At 30.9% G+C, this 22,776-nt stretch carries 19 protein-coding genes; 8 read left to right on the top strand and 11 right to left on the bottom strand.

Features of this window, described 5'->3' with window-relative positions:
• Positions 1 to 4: 4 nt before the first annotated feature.
• Positions 5 to 811 carry a Cof-type HAD-IIB family hydrolase gene (locus tag NMK29_RS14700; protein WP_108803512.1) on the bottom strand — a complete coding sequence of 269 codons (807 nt, stop codon included), beginning with the start codon at positions 809 to 811 and terminating at the stop codon, positions 5 to 7.
• Positions 812 to 847: 36 nt separating this feature from the next.
• Positions 848 to 1,783, bottom strand: a complete 936-nt coding sequence (locus NMK29_RS14695) for an alpha/beta hydrolase (RefSeq protein ID WP_108803513.1) — start codon at positions 1,781 to 1,783, stop codon at positions 848 to 850.
• 155 nt (positions 1,784 to 1,938) lie between these two features.
• Between NMK29_RS14695 and NMK29_RS14690 the strand changes: the two genes are divergently transcribed.
• Complete coding sequence (locus NMK29_RS14690) at positions 1,939 to 2,721, top strand: S1/P1 nuclease (protein WP_108803514.1); 783 nt, start codon at positions 1,939 to 1,941, stop codon at positions 2,719 to 2,721.
• 13 nt (positions 2,722 to 2,734) lie between these two features.
• Here the strand turns inward: NMK29_RS14690 and NMK29_RS14685 are convergent, their stop codons facing one another.
• A complete protein-coding gene (locus NMK29_RS14685; protein WP_108803515.1) occupies positions 2,735 to 3,595 on the bottom strand; it encodes an AraC family transcriptional regulator in 861 nt (286 codons plus the stop codon).
• A 207-nt stretch (positions 3,596 to 3,802) separates the two neighbouring features.
• On the opposite strand from NMK29_RS14685, the gene NMK29_RS14680 reads away from it, so the two are divergent.
• Positions 3,803 to 4,216, top strand: coding sequence for a DoxX family membrane protein (locus NMK29_RS14680; protein WP_108803516.1), 414 nt, complete (start codon positions 3,803 to 3,805; stop codon positions 4,214 to 4,216).
• Positions 4,217 to 4,251: 35 nt separating this feature from the next.
• On the opposite strand, the gene NMK29_RS14675 is transcribed toward NMK29_RS14680, so the two are convergent.
• Genes NMK29_RS14675 through NMK29_RS14665 form a run of 3 tightly spaced genes read right to left on the bottom strand, consistent with a single transcriptional unit; the run spans position 4,252 to position 5,675 of the window.
• The gene (locus tag NMK29_RS14675; RefSeq protein WP_234424270.1) at positions 4,252 to 4,854 is read right to left on the bottom strand and encodes an alpha-ketoglutarate-dependent dioxygenase AlkB; all 603 of its coding nucleotides are present in this window, start codon (positions 4,852 to 4,854) and stop codon (positions 4,252 to 4,254) included.
• A 12-nt stretch (positions 4,855 to 4,866) separates the two neighbouring features.
• Positions 4,867 to 5,214: a MauE/DoxX family redox-associated membrane protein gene (locus NMK29_RS14670; RefSeq protein WP_108803518.1), complete on the bottom strand. Its 348-nt coding sequence runs from the start codon at positions 5,212 to 5,214 to the stop codon at positions 4,867 to 4,869.
• A complete protein-coding gene (locus tag NMK29_RS14665) occupies positions 5,214 to 5,675 on the bottom strand; it encodes a hypothetical protein (RefSeq protein ID WP_108803519.1) in 462 nt (153 codons plus the stop codon). Before NMK29_RS14665 ends, NMK29_RS14670 begins: the two co-directional genes overlap by 1 nt.
• A 218-nt stretch (positions 5,676 to 5,893) precedes the next feature.
• Between NMK29_RS14665 and NMK29_RS14660 the strand changes: the two genes are divergently transcribed.
• On the top strand, positions 5,894 to 7,114 hold the full coding sequence (locus NMK29_RS14660; protein WP_108803520.1) for a M12 family metallopeptidase: 1,221 nt from the start codon (positions 5,894 to 5,896) through the stop codon (positions 7,112 to 7,114).
• A 68-nt stretch (positions 7,115 to 7,182) separates the two neighbouring features.
• Here the strand turns inward: NMK29_RS14660 and NMK29_RS14655 are convergent, their stop codons facing one another.
• Positions 7,183 to 8,031 (bottom strand): DUF6503 family protein, encoded by an 849-nt coding sequence (locus NMK29_RS14655; RefSeq protein WP_108803521.1) that lies wholly within the window; start codon positions 8,029 to 8,031, stop codon positions 7,183 to 7,185.
• 210 nt (positions 8,032 to 8,241) lie between these two features.
• On the opposite strand from NMK29_RS14655, the gene NMK29_RS14650 reads away from it, so the two are divergent.
• On the top strand, positions 8,242 to 10,554 hold the full coding sequence (locus NMK29_RS14650) for a S9 family peptidase (protein ID WP_108803522.1): 2,313 nt from the start codon (positions 8,242 to 8,244) through the stop codon (positions 10,552 to 10,554).
• 88 nt (positions 10,555 to 10,642) lie between these two features.
• On the opposite strand, the gene NMK29_RS14645 is transcribed toward NMK29_RS14650, so the two are convergent.
• The 4 genes from NMK29_RS14645 to htpG form a co-directional block, all read right to left on the bottom strand.
• Positions 10,643 to 11,167, bottom strand: a complete 525-nt coding sequence (locus tag NMK29_RS14645) for a TlpA disulfide reductase family protein (protein WP_108803523.1) — start codon at positions 11,165 to 11,167, stop codon at positions 10,643 to 10,645.
• 51 nt (positions 11,168 to 11,218) lie between these two features.
• Entirely contained in the window at positions 11,219 to 14,482 is a 3,264-nt protein-coding gene (locus NMK29_RS14640) for a protein O-mannosyl-transferase family (RefSeq protein ID WP_108803524.1), read from the bottom strand.
• Between the two features lie 99 nt (positions 14,483 to 14,581).
• Positions 14,582 to 15,562, bottom strand: coding sequence for a LuxR C-terminal-related transcriptional regulator (locus NMK29_RS23850; protein ID WP_108803525.1), 981 nt, complete (start codon positions 15,560 to 15,562; stop codon positions 14,582 to 14,584).
• Positions 15,563 to 15,752: 190 nt separating this feature from the next.
• Entirely contained in the window at positions 15,753 to 17,639 is a 1,887-nt protein-coding gene (htpG, locus tag NMK29_RS14630; protein WP_108803526.1) for a molecular chaperone HtpG, read from the bottom strand.
• Between the two features lie 257 nt (positions 17,640 to 17,896).
• Here htpG and NMK29_RS14625 point away from each other — a divergent pair, with 257 nt between their 5' ends.
• The 4 genes from NMK29_RS14625 to NMK29_RS14610 all read left to right on the top strand — a co-directional run bounded on the left by NMK29_RS14625 (position 17,897) and on the right by NMK29_RS14610 (position 22,763).
• Positions 17,897 to 18,562, top strand: coding sequence for a TetR family transcriptional regulator C-terminal domain-containing protein (locus tag NMK29_RS14625; RefSeq protein ID WP_108803527.1), 666 nt, complete (start codon positions 17,897 to 17,899; stop codon positions 18,560 to 18,562).
• A 35-nt stretch (positions 18,563 to 18,597) separates the two neighbouring features.
• Positions 18,598 to 19,905 (top strand): AarF/ABC1/UbiB kinase family protein, encoded by a 1,308-nt coding sequence (locus NMK29_RS14620; RefSeq protein ID WP_108803528.1) that lies wholly within the window; start codon positions 18,598 to 18,600, stop codon positions 19,903 to 19,905.
• Positions 19,906 to 21,250: 1,345 nt separating this feature from the next.
• Positions 21,251 to 21,532, top strand: coding sequence for a T9SS type A sorting domain-containing protein (locus NMK29_RS14615; protein WP_108803529.1), 282 nt, complete (start codon positions 21,251 to 21,253; stop codon positions 21,530 to 21,532).
• A 220-nt stretch (positions 21,533 to 21,752) separates the two neighbouring features.
• Positions 21,753 to 22,763 (top strand): 3-oxoacyl-ACP synthase III family protein, encoded by a 1,011-nt coding sequence (locus NMK29_RS14610; RefSeq protein ID WP_108803530.1) that lies wholly within the window; start codon positions 21,753 to 21,755, stop codon positions 22,761 to 22,763.
• Positions 22,764 to 22,776: the final 13 nt, after the last annotated feature.

Here is a 22,776-nt window from a genome sequence, read left to right as displayed (position 1 = left end):
AGTATTAGATATTGTTTTTTATATATGTAGCAACACCATCTTCTTTTCCGGGTAGTGTTATTACATCAGCAATTTTTAATGTTTCAGGTTTCGCATTGGCAACAGCTACTCCGGTACCAACAGCTTTTATCATAGCAATATCGTTATAATTATCGCCAAAAGCTACTGCTTCAGAAAGAGAAATGTTATAATGCTCATTAAGCAGTAATTCAATCGCAGTTAATTTTGAAATACTTTTATGAGCAATTTCAATATATGTAGGCTTTGATCTATATAAGTGTAATGTTTCGCTAAAATGTGTTTTTAAAAAAATAAAAGCTTCTTCAATATATTTTTCGTCCCCCATACACATAATCTTATGAGCTCCTTTTTTTTCCGCTTTCCATTCTTCTATAACTTTTTTTGTTGACTTGACAACTGGAGTTACTTTAGTGTTTTGTGATTCTCTATTTGCCCAAAAATCCATTTCGGGAACAAACCAATCATCATTATGATACAAGCTTATATGAAATGAGCTCTTATTATTAAAGTTGTCGAGTTCCTGTATTATATCTGGATGTATAAAGGTAGAATGAATAGGTTTTTTATCTACTAGAACTAAACCTCCATTATAACAAATTAGTGGTAGGTGAGTGATATCTAATTCTTCTTGTAAATGTATCATAGCACTTGGCATACGAGAAGAAATTAATATAACAGGAATAGTATCTTTTATTCGTTTTATTTCTGAAATAGTAAATTCAGAAAGTTCTCTTTCTGCGTTAAGAAGTGTTCCGTCAATATCAGAAAATACAATACGATGTGAATTCAATTAAATTAGCTTAGGGTTAGTGATTCTTCTAATTGGTTAGTCTTTTACGAAGTTAGCAATACTAGAGATAACTTCTGGCATAATTTTAAGCCAGTATTCGTTATAAGATTTATGGTTTTCTAGTCTACTACCTTTTATTTCTCTAAGTATGTGATTCATATTTTCTATAATTACATACTCGGCATTAGGAGCGGCCTCTTTTAATTTTTCTGCTTCAGAGACTTCTACTTGTAAATCTTTATCACCTTGTAATATTAGAATTGGTATTTCTAAGTTCTGTATCTCTTCTGAAGGAGTATACTTAATCCAAGATTTCATAAAAGGCTGTAATTGATAACCAAATATAGATTCTAAAGCTGGATCGTAATCTGTAGCTCTTCCTTTTTCTTTTAACTCAGTAAAAGCTACTGCGGCACTTTTATCCAAACCTGGTGCCTGTTTTTCTAATTGTTGTATTACAATTTGATCTACCGATTGTGCATTTCCTGCAATTGATATAAAACCATCAACATGTTCCTTGGCAGCTACAATCCCGATTAAAGAACCTTGTCCGTGACCAGCCAAAACTACCTTCGTGTAATTGCCGTTTTCCTTGAAATATTTAACTATTGCTTGTGCATCTTGAATAAAATGTTCTAATAAAATTTCATGCTCTCTAATTCCATAAGCATCAATTTTAAACAATCTTTTGTCATAACGATAAGATGCTACACCTTTCTTTGCTAATGCTATGGACAATAATTTAAAAGCATCATTTTTAGACATTCTGTCATTTCCTTCTCTGTTGATAGCTCCAGCATCCATAATAAAAATAACAAGAGGAACGCTATCGTCGGAGTATGGAGTTGTTAATGTACCTTCGATAAGACGATTAACTCTAACGGTCGCAGAATTATATTCCTTTTCTTCTTTCTCTTGAGCGAAACAAAATGTTGTAAAAGCAATCAGAAATAATGAAAATCTTATTTTCATATATATTGGGGTTTATAGGATATGTCTTTATGAAACGATAAATATGCTACCATATTTTTGATCTAAAATTCTTTTGGTAAAATATCTTTGTTAAAAATAATATTTAACGATTCACTAACATACCCTTTTTTATCTTTGCTTCAAAATATATACCAATGATTACCCGATACATTACCTTTTTATTATTGTTTACTATTTCCTTTAGCGCATTCTCATTTAATGATGATTGGGGTAAAACCGGTCATAGAGTTACAGGAGAGATAGCAAATAGCTATCTTACAGAAAAGGCAAAAAGAAATATTTCTAACATTTTAAAGGGCAAAGGATTAGCGTTTGTATCAATTTATGCTGATGAAATAAAAAGCGATGATCGCTATAGAGGCTATAGCCCCTGGCATTATGTGAATTTTTCTTTTGACAAAAAATATGGAGAAGAAACTCCGAGTAAACATGGAGATTTGGTTCAAGGAATTCAAAAATGTGTAGAAGTTTTGAAAAGTGCGGACTCTTCTGAAGAAGATAAAGAGTTTTATCTTAAAATGTTAGTGCATTTTATTGGTGATTTACATCAACCATTACATGTGGGAAGAGGAGAGGATAAAGGAGGAAACGATATCCAGGTACGTTGGTTTAGAGACGGGTCTAATTTACATAGAGTTTGGGATAGCGAAATGCTAGATTATTATGGCATGAGTTATACCGAATTAGCTGATAATGCAGATGAATTATCCACATTAGAAGTAGAAGCAATAAAAAAAGGCGAAGTATTAGACTGGATATATGAATCACAGAGTCTTGCAAAGAAAGTATATGCTTCTGCAAATATTGGAGAAAAGTTAGGCTATAAGTATATGTATAATAATTTTCCAATTGTAAGAGCCCAATTACAAAAGGGAGGAATACGTTTAGCTAAAATATTGAATGATATTTTTGGTTAAATAAAACTATAATTTATTTACTTACTGTAAGATCTTTTCGGTACTGTTTAGGAGACATAGAGAAATACTTTTTGAAAGTCTTAGTAAGATGACTCTCATCAGTATATCCTAATTGATAGGCAATTTCTGCAATAGTAAACTCTGTATTTTGTAATCTATATTCTACAAGTTTCATTTTGTACTTAGTTACATATTGATGTATGGATTCTCCAGTTGCCTTTTTAAAATAAGTACTTATTGAGCTTTGTGACATATTAAACTTATTAGCCATATAACTAATTTTGGTAAGATCATTGTCATATACATTTTGTCTAATATGACCAAGTATTTGATCTATTCTCGAATCGTTTATTGAAACATTTCTATCATGAGAACTGTATTTGTCAGAAATATTACGTACAATAATACTTAGTATAGTACTGATTGCATTCGAAATTATCTCTTGATAATAAATCTTTTCATTTTTAAACTCTTCCATAACTACATTATGAATATCCCAGATAATACTTCTGTCTTCTTCATGAGAAATTACATCTCCTGGAATGATATTAGGATGATGTAGTAGTTGTTCAATTCGTTGTAACCAATATTTCCTATCGGGTAAGTTGACTTTACTAGAAAATAAAAGTTCGGTAAATTTAAAGTGAGTAAAACCAGAATGTTTTTCTATTTCAAAATGATGGGTGTCTTCTGGAGCAAGTAGAAAAATGTCATTTTTTTTATATCGAAATCGGATACCATTAATGGTGTGATAACCGCTTCCTTTTTCGACAAAAATGATCTCAAAATAATTGTGATTATGAGGTTCCGCTTCCCATTTATCGAATGAATATTGATGTACAACAAAGGTCTCGTGTAAGGTATAACGATTCATAATCAATTTTTCTTTTGTTTTAAAGTTACAAAAATAAAATCAAACCTAATAACTGTTTTGTACAAGTGTTTTTGAATATTTTTACTTTATTTAACTGATAATTAACTATTTATGTTTTAAAAGTACAGGTAGTTCCTATAATTCTACAAGTAGGTAATTGATGGCACTAGATATTTTTGTCCTGCGAATTTTTCACACAAATCAGCAATGAGGTTTAGAGTTTATTTATATACAGTAGTACGGATACTGTTCGGGGCTTTTTTAACTGTGCACAGTACTTATAATGTGATTGTTTATTCAGAATTTCTGAATGAAATTGATACGTATTTTACAAGAATAACAATTTTTAAATATGACTTGGTTGAAGCATTAGCCCCATTAGTCCCTTTTGAAGAATTTGTCTTGGGAATGTTTCTGATTCTTGGTTATTTTACTAGAAATACGCTAATAAGTGCATCGATTTTGTTTTTATTTTTATCATTCTTTTTATTAGATGCAAATTCAATAGAACTATCGATATTACATTTAGGATTTTTTATACTCACCTTAATATTATGGAAAAAAGATAATTACAATTTAAAATCTATGGATTATTCTCGAGATATGTATCTAATGATATAATAGATATCTCTAATCTCACTTTAGATAATTAAAAACTAATTAATAATCCTGAAGGTAAGATTAATTCGTGGATTTGTAATTTTCTTAGATTTTGGTAATTGATGTAACCAATTCTCTTGAGTTTTTCCGCGCATTAGAAGTAGACTGCCGTGTTGTAATAATAGTTTTTGCTTTAGTTCTTTAGTTTTATGTTTAAAATGAAACCATCTTTCTTCGCCAAAACTTACAGATGCGATTATTGGTTCTGGACCAAGTTCTTTTTCATTATCAGAATGCCAACCATTACTATCTTGACCATTACGATATAGATTTAGTAAACAAGTTGTGAAAATCTCAGAACTTACATCTTCTACCTTTTTTTTAATCTTTAATAAATGATCTGTAAATAGATGAGGTTGCATGGTGATGTTAGAATATGAATAGGTATTTTCATTATTTGCATAAAGGGCAGTAAGGCGAGGTTGCTTATGGGTTTTCCCAAATACCTTTATGTTATCTTGTTGCCATTGAATGGACTCTTTTAATATTTCAAAAAAATGATCGGCTTCGGTTTTTTTAAAAAGAAATGGATAATAATGTACATCTCCATCTGCCATTTTTAGCTGAATATGTTCGTTTTGAGAACTAAATAGATTCAATGATTTTGTTTTTTAAAGATATGATTGTGCCCAATAAATCAAGCCAAATTGAAGTAATAACCTGAAAATGAGAATTGATTTTGGTAAATTTAAACCTGCTTTTTTATTCATAAGCATATGTATATGAACAGGAAAAAATAGAATTAACATGCATATAATAGACCAAATAGAAAAAAACCGTGTCTGGGAAAATAAAAGACCTATACCAGCAATGATCTCAGTAATACCACTTAGGTATACTAGTTGCTTATGATATGGAATATATAGCGGCATAATTCTCATAAATGCCTTTGGTTTAATAAAGTGAAAAATACCGGCAATTATAAAAATACCGGATAAAATATATAAATGCCAACTCATTAAACTCCAGTTGTTTTTGCCTTACCAGCACTGCTAAGTGCAAAATCTTTACTTCTTTTCATATGCTTTATGAAACTTACTTTTCTAAAACGTAATGCACTCCAATCTTCATCAATAGCTACTTGTCTTACAGGTTCTAAGTTATAGTCACCTAAAACTCCCCATCCGTTATCTCTTGTGATTTCAGACTTGTATTTTTTAGAACTTTTCTTAGGATAAGCAAACCAAAGAATAGCATCACCAACTAATTTAGGAAAAATAGTTTCGATTCGGTTTTCGATTTGTTTTTGTTCCATAACAAAGACTAGTGCAAAATCAACTTCAGATACTTGTATTAAAGATTCTTTTACTATAACATCCTTTAGGCAATCTAGTTCTTTGCAAAATCCTTCTGGTTCATTCAGTATTAATATCTCATCAAGTGATGGAGGTAGTTGTAATTTTTTGAATAATGGAGTCATGAGTTTGAATTTAAGTTTGGATATCCTGTGTTTACTACAAGATACAAAAAATAGAGAAAGTATAATACAATTATTAAGTCCTTTTGCATCGTGTAAACGAATACTTTTTTATATACATCGTTTTTTAAAAGTTTTACGGCACTTAGTATTTTCCATAAAATAAAAAGAAAAGTTATAGTTAATATAGCATTGTTTTTAAAGCCACACAAACTCATATTATGAAGGATTTTTTTAGAATTCTAAAACCCTTATGGATAGGATTGATAATAAGCATATTGTTAATTTCATGCGAATCAAAAGAACTACAATCCGATGATCAACAAATTATATATGATGATTTTAGTTTAGAGCAGGCATATCCAAATGAAACAGGAGAGTTGTTACAAATCACTTTAAATGGAGAAGAGATAGATGTTGAGAGCATTAATAAATATTACATTTTAGAAGGTGATATAAAAATAGAATTATCTGATACAAACAAAGGAGTAGGTAGAACTGGTGGGAGATGGCCTAATAACATTGTGTATTATGCAATCCAGAGTGGAATGCCTAATCAAGCTCGAATAACAAATGCAATAGCTCATTGGGAATCTAAAACAGCGTTAAGATTCGAATCTCGCACAAATCAATCCAATTATGTGTATTTTAAAAATGGATCAGGATGTTTTTCATACGTTGGGCGTATTGGAGGACGCCAAGATATCACCTTGGCAAATGGATGTTCGACTGGTAATACAATTCATGAAATTGGGCATGCTATTGGATTATGGCATGAACAAAGTAGAAAAGATCGAGATCAATATATTAAGGTAGTATTCGAAAATATTCAAAATGGTAGAGAATTTAACTTTAAAACTTATATAGAACAAGGCCAGGACGGTAATGAATACACTTCTAATCTAGATCTAGGAAGTATTATGATGTATGGATCATATGCTTTTTCTAAAAATGGTCAGCCAACCATAACTCGTATTAATGGGAATACGTACAATGCTCAACGTAATGGTTTGTCTGATAGTGATGTTATCGGAATTAATAAGATGTATCCGGCGCAGGTTTCTAACAATATAATTGAACTAAAAGGGAGTAATGGTAAATATGTGAGCAGCGAAAATGGCAGCGGACCCATGAATTGCAATCGAACAAGTCCACAAGTATGGGAGAAATTTGAAGTAATAACATTAGGTGGTGGAAAAATAGCACTTAAAGGGAATAACGGAAAATATGTAAGTAGCGAGGATGGTACTAAGCCTATCACTTGTAATAGATCACAAATAGGTTCTTGGGAACAATTTACATTAGTAGATAGAGGAGGAAACAAATACGCGTTAAAAGGAAATAATGATAAGTATATTAGTTCAGAAAATGGCGGTCAATCAATGACTTGTAATAGAATATCAATAGGAAACTGGGAGGAATTCGTAATTTTGGGATTGTAAACTTTACTGAAGTTGTGAATAAAAAAAACACCGCTTTAAAAGCGGTGTTTTTTGTTTAACTAATATTTTTAGTCAATGATTTTAGAGTTTTCGGGATCATCAAATAATTTACCTTCATTTTCTAGAAATGTAATATCACTAATAGTAGCTTCCCCTAACTTATCAGTCATTCCTTTTTCTGAAGTCCAACCGTAAAATTCCCATTTTGTTGCAAAAGGAATAGAATCTATAGAGGTAAAGTCTTTATAGTGTATGGCGTGAGGATCTGCCTCAGCTTTAGAAGTATCACCATCACTTCCGAAAGTAACAATATAAGCAGCAGCTTGTAGTGATTTAGCAACTGGATCAGCATAAATCACATACCAATCATCAGGCGCATCTCCTGTTCCGGCTTCAAAAGTAAGTTTAGCGGTACTGTGTATAGTATTATTAAGAGTTCTATCATCTTGCATTTCCCATTTCGTACCAGGATCACTTAACTTGTATGGTAACCCAAAGAAATAAGTCCAAGTAAACATATCGAAACGAGCTCCTTTATCATTAGCATCAGCAGGACAGAGATATACCTTCTCTCCATCATAAATAAGTTTACTTTCATCTTTTTTATCAATTCTAATTTTTGATGAATTAGTGAGCATGGTAACTTTACCCTCTAAGTGTTCTTTTCCGTTGAAAATAATTTTAATGTAAAAACTAACTGCCTTGTGATCTAAAAACTTATCCTTTTTATGTGCCTTTTCTATGCTTTTAATAAAGTGATCTGAGATTGATAAAGCTCCATCCCCGATTCCACCATTAGGCTCCAAAGGAATAGCATCTTTAGTCTCAGTAACTTCAGGAGCAGTTTTTTTTTCTTTTTTCTTTTGATTACAACCTATAATAGAGATCGTTAATAATACTACTAAAATTCTTTTCATAATGAGGGTCATTTGTGTTCATAAACTAAAGTACTAAAAGCATAATTAGTGATATAATCTTTATGAAAATTGTAACAGATTGATGATTTAATTAAGCTAAAATTGTGAAACCATATTTGCTAAATGATATAAATATTGTAACAAAAACCATATAACGTTTACTAATTCGATAGATATCTACATAATTTACATCAATCTAAATAAAATCAAATGAAACATTTATTAAAATCATTTATGGGGGTGTTCATAATATTATTATGTGCGTCATTTACTCAAATACATGGACAAGAAGTCCTAGGAACTTGGAAAGGGAAACTATCTGTGCAGGGTACAGAAATGCCTTTAATATTCCATATAGAAGGAAAAGAAGGAGCTTTATCTTCTAAAATGGATAGTCCATCTCAAGGCGCAAGTGGAATTCCTATGGATACTACGGTTTTTGAAAACAATCAATTAACTTTGACTTTTAAACAAGCAGGGATCAAATATGTGGCAGCTCTGGGAAATAATAAGTTAACAGGAACTTTTTACCAAGGCGGAATGGAACTACCATTAGAAATGGAAAAATCAGAAAAAACAATACCTGGAAATCCAACATTGGTTTCTTCTGATGTCGAATTAGATAAAATTGCAAGTTTGGATCAAGGTAATTATAAGTATTCAGTAGAAGATTACTTTGCAAGACCAAAAGCAAGAAGTTTTCAGTTTTCTCCAAACGGAAAATACCTTTCTTATCGAGAGAAGGATGAGAATAGTAAAAATCACGTATATGTTAAGGAAATAGCTTCGGATAAAGTAACTAGGGTAATCGAAGAAAAAGAAGAATTAATTCGTGGATATGGTTGGGCTAATAATGAACGACTTGTGTACGTAATGGATAAAGGAGGAGATGAAGACTACCATCTTTTTGCAGCAAACATAGATGGAACCGATCAGAAAGAATTAACTCCGTATGAAGGTGTTCAGGTAAATATATTAGAAGGCCTAAAAGAGGATAAAGATCATATGATCATCTCTATGAATAAGAATAATAAACAAATCTTCGAACCTTATAAAATCAATATTGTTACAGGAGAGATTAAGCAATTATTTAACAATGAAGATGCTGCAAATCCAATAGCAGGCTATAATTTTGATAAGGATGGTAATCTACGAGGATATGGAAAGATAAGAGATGGAGTAAATGTAGATTTCTATTACGCTAAAGAAGATGGAAAATATGACGTCCTTAAGCAAATGAATTGGAAAGACACTTTTTCTATCCTAAACTATGATTATTCCACAGATAACCCTCATGATGCGTATGTGGTATCTAACTTAGATACAGACAAGTCACAAATCTACTTGTATGACTTGAAAAAAGATAAAGTAATTAAGAAGTTATTCTCTAATGATAAGTATGATGTCTCTAATCTTTCTTTATCCAGAAAAAGAGGATATGAATTAGATTATTTCTCATACCAAGGAGAAAAAAGAGTAATCATTCCTGTTAGTGATTATTATAAGAAATTACACGAAAGAATTTCTAAAGAATTTCCTGATCACCAATATTCTATAGCAGGAAAAACTGATGATGAAGATAAATATTTGATCTTTTTCCAAAGTGATAAATTGTACGGAGTGTATTACTCATATGATGTTAAAAAAGATGAGTTTAAGTTGCTGTATAACTTAATGCCTCAACTTAAGGAAAATGATATGGCAGAGATGCGTCCTATTACTTTTAAGAGTAGAGATGGATTAACGATACACGGATATATTACATTACCTAAAGAAGCAATACAAGGTAAAAAAGTACCTTTAATTGTAAATCCACATGGCGGACCACAGGGAATAAGAGATTCTTGGGGATTCAATCCAGAGTCACAGTTGTTTGCAAGCAGAGGATACGCTACATTACAGGTAAATTTTAGAATTTCTGGAGGGTATGGTAGAGAATTCTTAGAAACCGGATTCAAACAAATTGGAAGAAAAGCTATGGATGATGTAGAGGATGGATTACAATATGTAATTGATCAAGGTTGGGTCGATAAGGATAAAGTAGCAATTTATGGTGGTAGTCATGGGGGTTATGCTGTACTACGCGGGTTAACAAAAACACCAGATTTATATGCTTGCGGAGTTGATTATGTAGGAGTATCTAATTTATTTACTTTTATGAGAACTATTCCTCCATATTGGAAACCGTACTTAAAAATAATCAAAGAAATCTGGTATGATGAAGACGTAGCTGAAGAAAAAGCTATTATGGAAGAAGTTTCACCAGTATATCAAATAGATAAGATTAAGAAACCATTATTTGTAGTACAAGGGGCAAATGATCCTCGTGTTAATATTGATGAATCTGATCAAATCGTAAAAGCGCTAAGAGAAAAAGGGTTTGATGTTCCTTATATGGTAAAATATGATGAAGGTCATGGTTTTGCAAAAGAAGAAAACTCTGTAGCAATGTATAAGGCAATGATGGGATTCTATGCAAAACACATTGGGAAAAAGACAACTACAAAACCTGTTAAAGGATAATTTTTAACTTGATTATGTAGTAAAAACCTCCTGAAAACTTGGGTCAGGAGGTTTTTTTATGTCTTTAAAGAAGAATATGATAAGAAAACTATAGAGACAATACTTTTAAAAGTGGTTTCTCAAAAAAAGTAAAATCTGACATTATTGGTTCTTTATCTTCTGGACGTTTGATATGAGGCAATCCATAGGTGATAAACTGAATTTTTCCATTCCTGTCTATGATAATATTTCTTGGATATGCTTTACTACCTAGTACATCCTTTAAAAAAGGCTCTGCATCTACTAAATGTTCAAAATTATAAGGATGTGTTTTCAAAAATTCTTTGGTTTCCTCTTTATTATCTAAAGTCATTGATAAGAATAGTACTCGATCTTTATATTTATTACTAAGTTTGTTAAGTTCTGGCATTTCTTCAACACATGGTTTACATCCATTAAACCATGTATTTAAGAAAATAACTTTTCCTTTTAAATCTTCAAGAGTAACCGTTTTATTGTTTAAGTTTTTCAATTCGAAAGCTGGAAAAGAATCACCAATATCTACCTCAATATCCTTGCGCTGCGCATTTACAGAAATATAACTTACAAAAAGAAAAAATAAAGCCAGTCTCATATATCTTGTATGTTTTTTAATCAATTAAAAGCATACAAGATATTATTTTTTTCATTCAATTTCTTGTTCTGATTTTAATTCCTTTAGTAAGTTTTCTTCATCTTCTAATGTAGGTCTTTCCTGTTTTGTGAAAAATCTCGGAAATAAGCCTATGTACCTGTTAAATAAATCTATTTCTGTATCGATTAAGTCAGTGTCTTTATTTTCAACAAGTGTGTCTATAAGATCTCTATAATATGCTATATTATCCATAATACTTTCAAAATGTTCTTGTTGATTTTCATAGGATAGATTTGCAAAATATTGTAATTGTTCCTGATATTTCTTAGCTACTTGTTTCCAAAGAGATCTTGCTTTTTCATGTTTACTTATCTGATAATAACTATTTATAAAATCGTGTAAAGGAGTATAATATTCGTAGAATTCCAAAGGCATTTTTTCTATTCCTAAATCTAGAATTTCTTCTGCTTTAATCAACTGATTTTCTTTTATTAATTGATTTGCGAGTCTGCCTAAATTGGTCCTGTATGATATCCCATTTTTTCTAGTTTCGGGATCGTGATAAATTTCTGTACTATCTCCATTTCCCCAGTCCCAAGCTTTTACGTTTTGATACATAATATCCGTATTCACTCTGCCTAATTGATAAGGATTGTTTGGATTTACTTTTGTTTTAATAGGGACAAGTTTATAGGTCATTCCATCTAGCTGTAAATAATCTTTCATCCAGATGTAATCGTCATCACCAAAACTACCTCCTGTGAAATAAATAGGACGTTCCCAGTTGTTATTCGCAATGATATCTAACATGACTAATCTATGTTTTGGGATGTAATTTCCTTTTAAATGAATATCTATATAGGGTACAATCTTATCGGCATCTTTTTCTGATACAATTCCATTTTTTAACACCGTCTCTTTATCAACCGGAATCCTAATGTTTTTAGTAGGAAAGGTAGATACTGTTTTTCCATTCATAAGTTCACCCTTCGTTCTTGGATCATTAGAGGTTATCCATCTCATCCAGTTTTTAATATGCATGGTATCTTTTGTTACCTCTTTAAAGAAAATAGCATCGTTGTTTCCATAGGCATAAAATGAATGCTCTAATCCCGAAAGAACAGGTTTACCTTCATAGGCTGCTTTCTTCATTTGATCAACATACCAATCTGTAGCCAATAAATTCGTAATTAAAATCCGTATATCTGTTCGATAGCCTTCTATTTCTTGTGTATACCACAATGGAAAACTATCATTATCTCCAATAGAAAATAAAATAGCATCTTTCTGACAAGAAGATAGATACGTTTTTGCAGAGGATTGAGCAGTATATCGATTAGATCGATCGTGATCATCCCAGTTTTGAGAAATTAATAATGAAGGTGCGGCAAGTAATGAAATTGCAAGAGTTAAATATGCAGCTTTTCTAGTATTAATCTGATTCTTTAAGATATCAAAAAGGGCATAGACTCCAAATGCAATCCAAATAGCAAACACATAAAAAGAACCCACCAAGGCGTAATCTCTTTCTCTTGGCTCAAAAGGTCTTTCATTAAGATATACTTTTAATGACAATCCTGTAAATAAAAAGAATACTAGCAATACCCAGAAATTTTTTCTATCAATTTGGAAGTGAAAAATAAATCCAATTAATCCTAAAATTAAAGGAAGAAAGTAATAGGTGTTTCTTGCTTTATTTTTTAATGTATCTGTTGGTAAATTATTTTGAGAACCCAAACGGGATTCGTCGATAATAGGGATTCCACTGAGCCAGTTTCCATGCAAAGAAGATAACTTGCCTTGGACATCATCTTGTCTTCCAACGAAGTTCCACATAAAATATCTCCAATACATATAGTTGATTTGGTATTGAAATAAATAGGATACATTATCAAAGAAAGAAGGTGGTTTTATATCTAAAAACTGACCAAATGATTCTAAGAACTTGTGATAATCATCATAATCTAATGCGCCAGACGCATACTTTTTTCTAAAATCAATGACTGTTTCAATCAGTTCTTGTTGATCTTGATATTCATTTTTAACAGAGAATTCTAAAGGTCCACTGAATAACATATAATTGCTAATATGTTCAGTGCTCCACATTCTTGGTAATAAAGTTTTATGAGCATTATCCAAGTTTTGTCGGGCATTTTTCCAATCATTAACAATCACATATTTGTTTGTGTTTAAATCTTTTTCATATTTAGGTTTATCGTCTAAATAGGGTTCTTGCTCATCTAAGTTTCCGTAGATTTCAGAGAATTGAGGCCCGTAAAACAGATGAGTTTTTGGATATTGTTCTAGATTATAATAAGCTAATAATTCTCGAGCGTTATTTGGATTGTTTTCATTGATAACTGTACCTGCATTTGCTCTAACCGGAATCATTAACCAACTAGAAAATCCTATTAGAATAAAAAGAATGCAGAGTAGAGAAGTGTTAGCCAAAGGATACCCTTTTTTTCTAGTATATCGTAGACCTACATAAAAACAAATGATCAAGATTGTACCTGCTATTATTGTTCCTGAGTGAAAAGGCAATCCAATAGAATTTACAAAGAATATTTCCGAAGTTCCAAAAAATGCTAATGTGTAGGGGAGTAACATTTTGAAAATGAAAAGTAATGCAGCCACAACAATACTATTAGCAACAATAAAATTTTTGAACGTTACAGTTTTATAATTTTTGAAATAATATAACAAACCTATTGCTGGGATAGAAAGCAATCCCATAAAATGAACACCAAAAGACAGCCCAATAATAAATGAAATTAGAATGATCCACTTATTTCCGTTACGGGTATACATATCTCGCTGCCATAAAAGCCCTAAATAGAACATAACCGATAATATAAGAGTAGCCATTGCGTATACTTCGGCTTCTACTGCATTGAACCAAAAACTATCTGTAAAAGCAAATGCTAAGGAACCAGTAAAGCCGCTACCTAGTATTGTTATGGCTGAGCTAGTTGTAAAACTTGATCTAGAAATTGCTAGATTTTTAAGAAGCAAGGTAATCGACCAAAACATGAATAATATGGTAAATGCGCTTGCAATTCCAGAGGTAATGTTTAAGGTATATGCTATTTGCTCTGGAGCAGTAGCGAAAAGAGAAGCAAATGCACCGATCATCTGAAATAAAGGAGCACCTGGAGGATGTCCAATTTGCAATTTAGAAGAAGCAGAAATGTATTCTCCTACATCCCAAAAACTATTTGTAGGTTCAGCAGTTATTACATAGACTACCAAAGAAATAGTAAATACGGTCCAGCCAAGTAATAAATTCCATTTTTTAAAAAGAGAAATATTCATTCGTTTTGATAGCCTTTGTTTTGGTAATCAAAAGAAGCGTATATATTAAAAAAAATGTGATTTTAGAAGTCGTAATAAAGTACTAGTACGGGTATGATTTTACTTTTTAACTAATAATTCTTTTCTACTACTTATGTTTAACTTGCTGTAAATGTTGGAGATATGAGTTTTTACTGTATTGATACTAATAAATAACTCATTAGCAATTTCCTTGTTACTCTTTCCAGAAATAATTAACTCTTTGATAGTGTTTTCTTGATTGCTTAATGCACTTATGGGCGCACTATTTCCTTTTTTTCGTTTTCTTATAATTAAAAAGACAAGCGTTAATATAATAAACCCAGCAATCCCATTTAAGAACATACTTAAAGAATATTTTTTTTCAGTAATTCTTTTATCAACTAAAGAAAGCTTGTTCTCAAGATATATAAATAAAGAAGGATCAATTTCGCTAGATTTTAATTCTTTTAATAAGCTGTTATAATATGCGGTATTTTCTTTAATGTCCTTTTCTAGTAATTTTTTATCATCAAGTTTTTTAATACTGATTAATTTTACCAATAGTATTTGTAAAGAGTCTTTTATATATCCTTTTGTCCTTAGCAAGTATTCTTCAGTATCAAAGTTATCGTGTAAACTTTCAAATTTAGATTCAAATTTCTTTAACTGTTGCCATTCTTTATCAGCTTGGTTATTGGTAGAATAATTTGCAAATAATGTTTCTCCTTTTTCGAAATGAATAGAATCATTTTTTGATAAAATGAATAACTTAGAATTTTTAACTAATTCTTTATTTTTTGATTCTGATATAGGGTTGAGGTGGATTTTGTATATATGATCAGTAGTATTAAACCATTTTTGATCAAAAGCGAAGTATCCCTTTTCAGAAATATCCGATGACGCTATTGGAGTATATGTATAGCTGTTATTACTTTCATTTAATTCTACCTTACTTAGATGTACTTCTTGTTCCCAATCTTTTGGGTTTTCTATATGTAAATAGCCTGACACGATTTCTTGTCCATTCGTATTAAAACCAATGCAGAGTATTAATATGAAAAGATAAATTTTAGTTCTCATTTTGTCTTATTATCTTAATAGAAAGGAGTGATGTTGTAAAAATAATAAAATATGTAATACATGTATAGATCAGAAATAAAAACCGCTTCTACTGTTAGACAGTGAAGCGGTCTTATAATTTATATCCAAAAAGCTTAATTCTTCTAATTTAAAAATCTTAAAAGAAGAAAAAGTACACGCTTTTCTTTAATTATTTAATCATTTCAAAACTACGTTTGATGAATTCAGTTAATTCTTCACCCTTTAGTAAATTTTGAGAAAGTCTTGCTAGGTCAAGAGATTGCTTGATTAGGCGTTCTTTCTTTTTATCAGTTTTAGTGTCCTTTATTTCACTAATTAAATCATGATTAGTATTTACTATAAGGTTGTACATCTCCGGCATATTACCAAACATGTTCATTCCACCACCTCCAGTTTGTTGCATCTCTTTCATACGACGCATAAATTCTGGTTGTGTAATCATAAACGGCGAAGCATTACTATCCATAGCTTCTAGCTGTACTGTATACTTTTCAGCAGGAATAACCTTTTCCAAATCAGCCTTCAGGCTATCTTTTTCTTCATCAGATAATTTAGAGATAGTTTCTTCATCTTTTTTGATCAAATTATCAATATGATCACCATCTACACGAACAAAAGAAATATTCTCTTTGCTAGTTTCTAATTTTTGGATCAAATGAGAAACGATAGGAGAGTCTAGTAATAATACCTCATATCCTTTATCTTTTGCAGCTGATATGTACGCATGTTGCTCATCTTTGTCAGATGCATATAAGACTACTAACTTATTATCCTTGTCTGTTTGACTATCTTTAATTTTCTCTTGTAATTCATCAAAAGTGAAAAAAGTATCATCAACAGTAGGATATAATGCAAATTTGTCTGCTTTTTCAAAGAATTTGTCTTCAGAAAGCATCCCGTATTCAATAACTACCTTGATGTCATTCCATTTCTTTTCAAAATCTTCTCTATCATTTTTGAATAAAGAATTTAATTTGTCTGCTACCTTACGAGTAATGTAACTAGAAATCTTTTTTACAGCGCCATCAGCTTGTAGATATGATCTAGAAACGTTTAGAGGAATATCAGGAGAATCAATAACACCACGAAGCATCGTAAGGAATTCAGGAACAATACCTTCTACATTATCCGTTACAAATACCTGATTTTGATATAATTGAATTCTATCCTTCTGCATATTCATATCCTGACCAAGCTTAGGGAAATATAAAATCCCAGTAAGGTTAAATGGATAATCGACGTTAAGGTGAATATTAAATAAAGGTTCCTCAAACTGCATTGGATACAATTCTCTATAGAATCCTTTATAATCCTCATCTTTTAGTTCAGAAGGTTGTTTTGTCCAGGCTGGACTTGGATTGTTAATAATATTGTCAACCTCTTCTGTAGGTGCAGGATCTTCTTCTTTTGCTCCTTCAGGTTTTGGTAATGTTTCTGTCTTAGTTCCAAATTTAATTGGAACAGGCATAAACTTGTTATATTTTACTAATAACTCACTGATTCTATTTTCTTCAAGAAATTCAGTTTCTTCTTCTCCAATATGAAGTATAATTTCGGTACCTCTTTCGGTTTTATCATGAGCTTCTATAGTGTAAGTAGGAGAACCATCACAAGTCCAATGGGCAGCTGGTTCATCTTTAAAAGATTTGGTAATGATCTCTACTTTTTCTGCAACCATAAACGCAGAGTAAAAACCAAGCCCAAAATGTCCTATTATACCAGAATCTTTAGCACTGTCTTTATACTTTTCTAAAAATTCTTCAGCGCCAGAAAAAGCGACTTGATTGATATATTTTTCAACCTCTTCGGCTGTCATACCGATTCCTTGATCGATAATATGTAATCGTTTATTCTCTTTATCTACTTTAACTTCAATTCTAGGATTACCATATTCTACTTTAGCTTCTCCGATATTAGTTAAGTGCTTTAATTTTAACGTAGCATCTGTTGCATTAGATATTAATTCTCTTAAAAAGATCTCATGATCCGAATACAAGAATTTTTTAATCAAAGGAAAAATGTTTTCTACCGACACATTAATACTTCCTGTTGCCATTTTTTTATGTTTTAGTTTTAATTATCACTATTGTGATTCTCTATAGTCAAAAAAAATACCAATTATATTTTGCTGACAAACTGACATTGAAATAAAATTGTGAATACAAAAACGTAAGTATATTAATACAATTTCGTCTATTAGAAAGAAGAGAAATTAAGTTTCATTTTTTATGAAACAACTTTAACAATTTTTTTGTTCAAGTTTTTTTACAAAAAGTTAAACAATTATTATCTTTACTCTGTAAAATGAGAATTATGGCAGCATCTAATAAGAAACAAACTGTAGATAGTCAGTACATTATAACGAAGTATATGAACTATGTACTCGAACATGATAAGTACCCTAAATCGGTATACAAATTTTGTAAAGAGTCAAAAATTAAGGAGGAAGAGTTCTATGAGTTTTTTGGTAGTTTGGACAGTGTAAATAAAGGAATTTGGAACACTTTTTTTAGTACTACTATAGATGCAATGAATGGGAATAAAGAATATGATTCTTTATCAAGTAAGGATAAAATGCTAACATTTTTCTTCACTTTTTTTGAATTACTAACACTAAATAGGAGTTATATTCTTTTAGTTTTGAAATATCATGAAATGCCACTTAAAAATTTAGGACAATTAAAAAGTTTACGAAATCATATTAAGGATTTTGCTAAGGAATTAATTGAGGTTGATAATGATGATAAAATGTTTAGGATAGCTAAAAATCCGGTGTCTATATATTCAGAAGGAGCTTGGTTACAGTTTCTATTTCTTTTAAAATTCTGGATGCAAGATGAATCTCCAGGATTCGAAAAAACAGATGTTGCTATAGAAAAATCAGTACATACAATTTTCGATTTATTCGACAATACACCTTTAAGTAGTGTGTTGGATTTTGGAAAGTTTCTATGGAAAGAAAAAACGATGTGGAACTAGATATTTTATAGAAAATTAAAGAATAGAAAAGGAATATGAAGACAATTGATAAAATACCTACATCAAAAATTGGACGAACTACCGAACTTGTAAAGACAGGAGTTAAAGTAGGTGGTAATTATCTAAAATATTATAGTAAAAAAGCAGTAAACCCTAATATTACAAGAGATCAATTAAATGAGAGTAATGCCGCTGATATCTATGATGGGTTAAAAAATTTAAAAGGTAGCGCGTTGAAAGTTGCGCAAATGCTTTCAATGGAAAAAAATATTTTACCAAGCGCGTATGTGGAGAAATTTTCGTTAGCACAGTTTAGCGTTCCTCCATTATCTGCACCACTGGTAAGAAAAACATTTAAGAAATATCACGGAAAATATCCGGAAGAATTATATGATACGTTTGCAACTCAATCTGTTAATGCTGCCAGTATCGGACAGGTACATAAGGCATCTAAAGACGGGAAAAAACTTGCTGTGAAAATTCAATATCCTGGAGTTGCAGACAGTATAAGTTCTGATCTGGCGATGGTAAAGCCCATCGCCATCAGAATGTTTAATTTAAAAGGGAAAGATTCTGATAAATATTTTCAGGAATTAGAAGGTAAGCTACTAGAAGAAACCGATTATGTTTTAGAAGTACAGCAAAGCAAAGATATTACTGGTTCTTGTTCGCGGATTCCTAATTTAAGATTCCCGAATTATTATGAAAATTTATCCAGTAAACGGATCATCACTATGGATTGGATGGATGGTGTTCACTTAAGCGAATTTGCAAAAGAAAATACTGATCAAGAAAAAGCTGATAGAATTGGGCAAGCACTTTGGGACTTTTATATGTATCAAATGCATGTACTGAAAGCCGTGCACGCCGATCCTCATCCAGGGAATTTTCTTGTAGATAAAGACGATAATTTAATAGCAATCGATTTCGGTTGCGTCAAAAAAGTTCCTTTAGAGTTTTATACTCCATATTTTGAGTTAGCTGATAAAGAAAATATCGAGAATCCCGATTTTTTTGCTCTAAAGATGTTCGAACTGGAAATACTCCGAGAAGATGACTCGGCAGAAGAGAAAGCATTTTTCTCGGAGTTGTTCTATGAAATGCTTAGTCTATTCACTAAACCTTTTAATGAAGAGGTTTTTGATTTTGCCGATGAAGATTTTTGGAATAAAATAACAGATTTAAGTGAAAAGTATTCTAAAGATACAGAGTTAAGAAAGATGAATGGTAATAGAGGAAGTAAGCATTTCCTGTATATCAATAGAACATTTTTCGGTTTATACAATTTATTACACGATCTGAAATCAACGATTCGTGTTAAAAATTTTGAAAATTACCTTTAGTCGGTCAATCGACTGACTATGGTTTGTTTATTTATTGGTTAGGTTGTTAGAAAGGCATGCTGTGGTTGGCGTGCCTTTCGCTTTTTTAAGCTTTAATTATATAAAGAAACATTCCTTAAAAAAAAACCGGAAGCTATGGGGTTAGCTCCCGGAAAACACCTTTTAAAATTAAATTTGATGATTGTGCGTTAAGTTTAATTCAAAGATATTTTTTTGGTTGGGGACAAATTAAATCCGGAGGCTCATTAATACAAAACCTCCGGTAAAACGACAATACTAAATAACCCGCTGTGCACTTTAAAACACCAAAATAAAGTATTGCGTTTATGGTTTTTTTAAAACCGGGAACTAAATAATAGTTCCCGGAACCAATTCTGTGAAATATTGAAAATTGAGGCTGCTATCTTAACTAACAGATTTTCAGGGTTTACTAGATTGGTTTTTCTGTATTTTATAGGTTAATGAATCATTATATGTGTTTTTAATCTTCTACATGTTTATCCTTAAAAAACTCGAAGAATTATGTAGACAATAAGTAAGGTGATTATTAAAGCAATTAGGAATAGAGAGGTTTTGGTTAATACACGATGGAATCTATCAAATTTATTCATGATACATTCCTTAGCATTGAACCCGCTGATTCCTGATTAAAACGGAATAGGATTTGTCTAAATAAAGATGGTAAAACTTTAATATAGTTTTCATAGTTTACGATTTAGAGTTGGTTGCTCTTTTTGAATTTTTACTATGATAACAGCCTCGGGTCAAATGTAGGAATTACACTTCGATATTAAATATGGTTTAACAAGAATTAAAATATGGTTTTAACGCATGTTTATGTTTTTAAATTTTTTTAATTATCTTTAATTAAGGTGTTTAATATGTTAAATTAACGATATTTTATATTTAATTTAACAAATGTTATTGTATGTTCAAACGGGTATTTTAACATTTTGTAAACTCTTTTGTCGATATACCGTACTATTTGATAGAAAGTAGTTTTGTGTTATATCATAAGCATAAACTTTATTTCGAATTTTGAACAAGGGATTTTTCCAATGTTGGTATCGTAACACTAATCGTTTTATTAGTTATTCTATTAGAAACTAAAAATCATTTAATTCGTTTTCCTGTTTTTTTTAGAAAAAGATAATTCAAAATTATTATTGACATACGTTTGTAGATTTTATTAGTCATTAGTCATTAGTCGAAAAAAGTGATTTTTATAAAAAATTTTCGCTCTACTCAGATATTTTAAATCAGTAGTTTTAGTCACCATGATTATTAATATTAGTTCTGTCTAAAGTACTAAGCGTTATTGTTTTAAAAAATAAAATAGTTTAATATGAATACACATTCTATATTTCAAAATGATTTAAAGGAAACTTTAGAGTATACATTTTCGGTATATTTAATTCAATCTTCAAATGCTATTTATATTGATTTAGATGAAGAAGATGCTAACGTTTCTTATGTCTTATATAATAAAGAAGGGCAAATTATAAAATCAAAAAATAATTTATCTATAAGAAATAAATTGTCTCTAAATCCTTTTCCTTCTGGGATGTATAAGGTTGAAGTTACTGATAATGTAAATAAAATATCAAAAGAAATATTAAAGTTTTAACTGTGCCTTTTTGTTTTAGTTTTTCCAATAAACATATTATTTTCTTGGACTATATTTAGCATACAAATAAAGAATATGGGGATTTTATTATGCGTGCATACAATAAGATTGCGGTTTCTTTTATCAAAAACATAAGAATACATATCTTGCTCTGCAGTTTTTTAGCAACTTTAGTATTTAGCTATTATTGCACACAATACACACTCAATATTAAAAATATATGTATACTTCAAAAGTAACAGGATTAGGGAGCTATGTTCCTGAGAATGTTGTAACTAATGACGATCTTTCTAAGGTAATGGATACCAATGATGCTTGGATTCAAGAACGAACTGGAATAAAAGAAAGACGACATATCAAGAAAGGAGATGGAAATAGTACTTCTGTAATGGGAGTAAAAGCAGCAAAAATAGCTTTAGAAAGGGCTGAGCTGACAAAAGATGATATTGATCTAATTATTTTTGCGACACTTAGTCCGGATATGTACTTTCCTGGTGGTGGTGTAAGAGTTCAGGATATGATGGATATGGGAACTGTGCCAGCCTTAGATGTTCGTAATCAGTGTAGTGGATTTGTGTACGCATTATCTGTGGCTGATCAATTTATCAAAACGGGTATGTATAAAAATGTTTTGATTATTGGAAGTGAGAATCATAGTGGGGGATTGGATATGACTACTAGAGGTAGAGGAGTTTCTGTTATTTTTGGAGATGGAGCAGGAGCAATGGTTCTATCTAGAAATGAAAAAGAAGATGGGAGTGGCGTATTATCTACTCACTTACATAGCGAAGGAGCACATGCTAAAGAACTTTCATTAGAAGGTCCTAGTACAGATCATTGGGTGCCAGAAATCATTGCAGAGAATGATCAAGAAAATATTCCTTATTATCCATATATGAATGGACAATTTGTGTTTAAAAATGCAGTAGTTCGTTTTTCTGAAGTTATTAATGAAGGATTACAGAAAAATAATCTTACTCCTTTGGATATTAACATGTTAATTCCGCATCAGGCAAATCTTAGAATATCTCAGTTTGTTCAGAAACAATTTAAATTGTCTGATGATAAGGTTTATAATAATATTCAACGATATGGAAATACTACTGCTGCTTCAATTCCAATAGCTTTAACCGAAGCTTGGGAAGAAGGAAAAATTAAAGAAGGTGATCTTGTAGTGTTAGCAGCTTTTGGAAGCGGATTTACTTGGGGAAGTGCTATTATCAAATGGTAGTATTATAAGGAAA

It is taken from the genome of Aquimarina sp. Aq107 (genome assembly GCF_943733665.1).
Classification (GTDB): Bacteria; Bacteroidota; Bacteroidia; order Flavobacteriales; family Flavobacteriaceae; genus Aquimarina.
The sequence above is the reverse complement of the archived record's forward strand: the minus strand, read 5'-3'. Positions and strand labels throughout refer to the sequence as shown.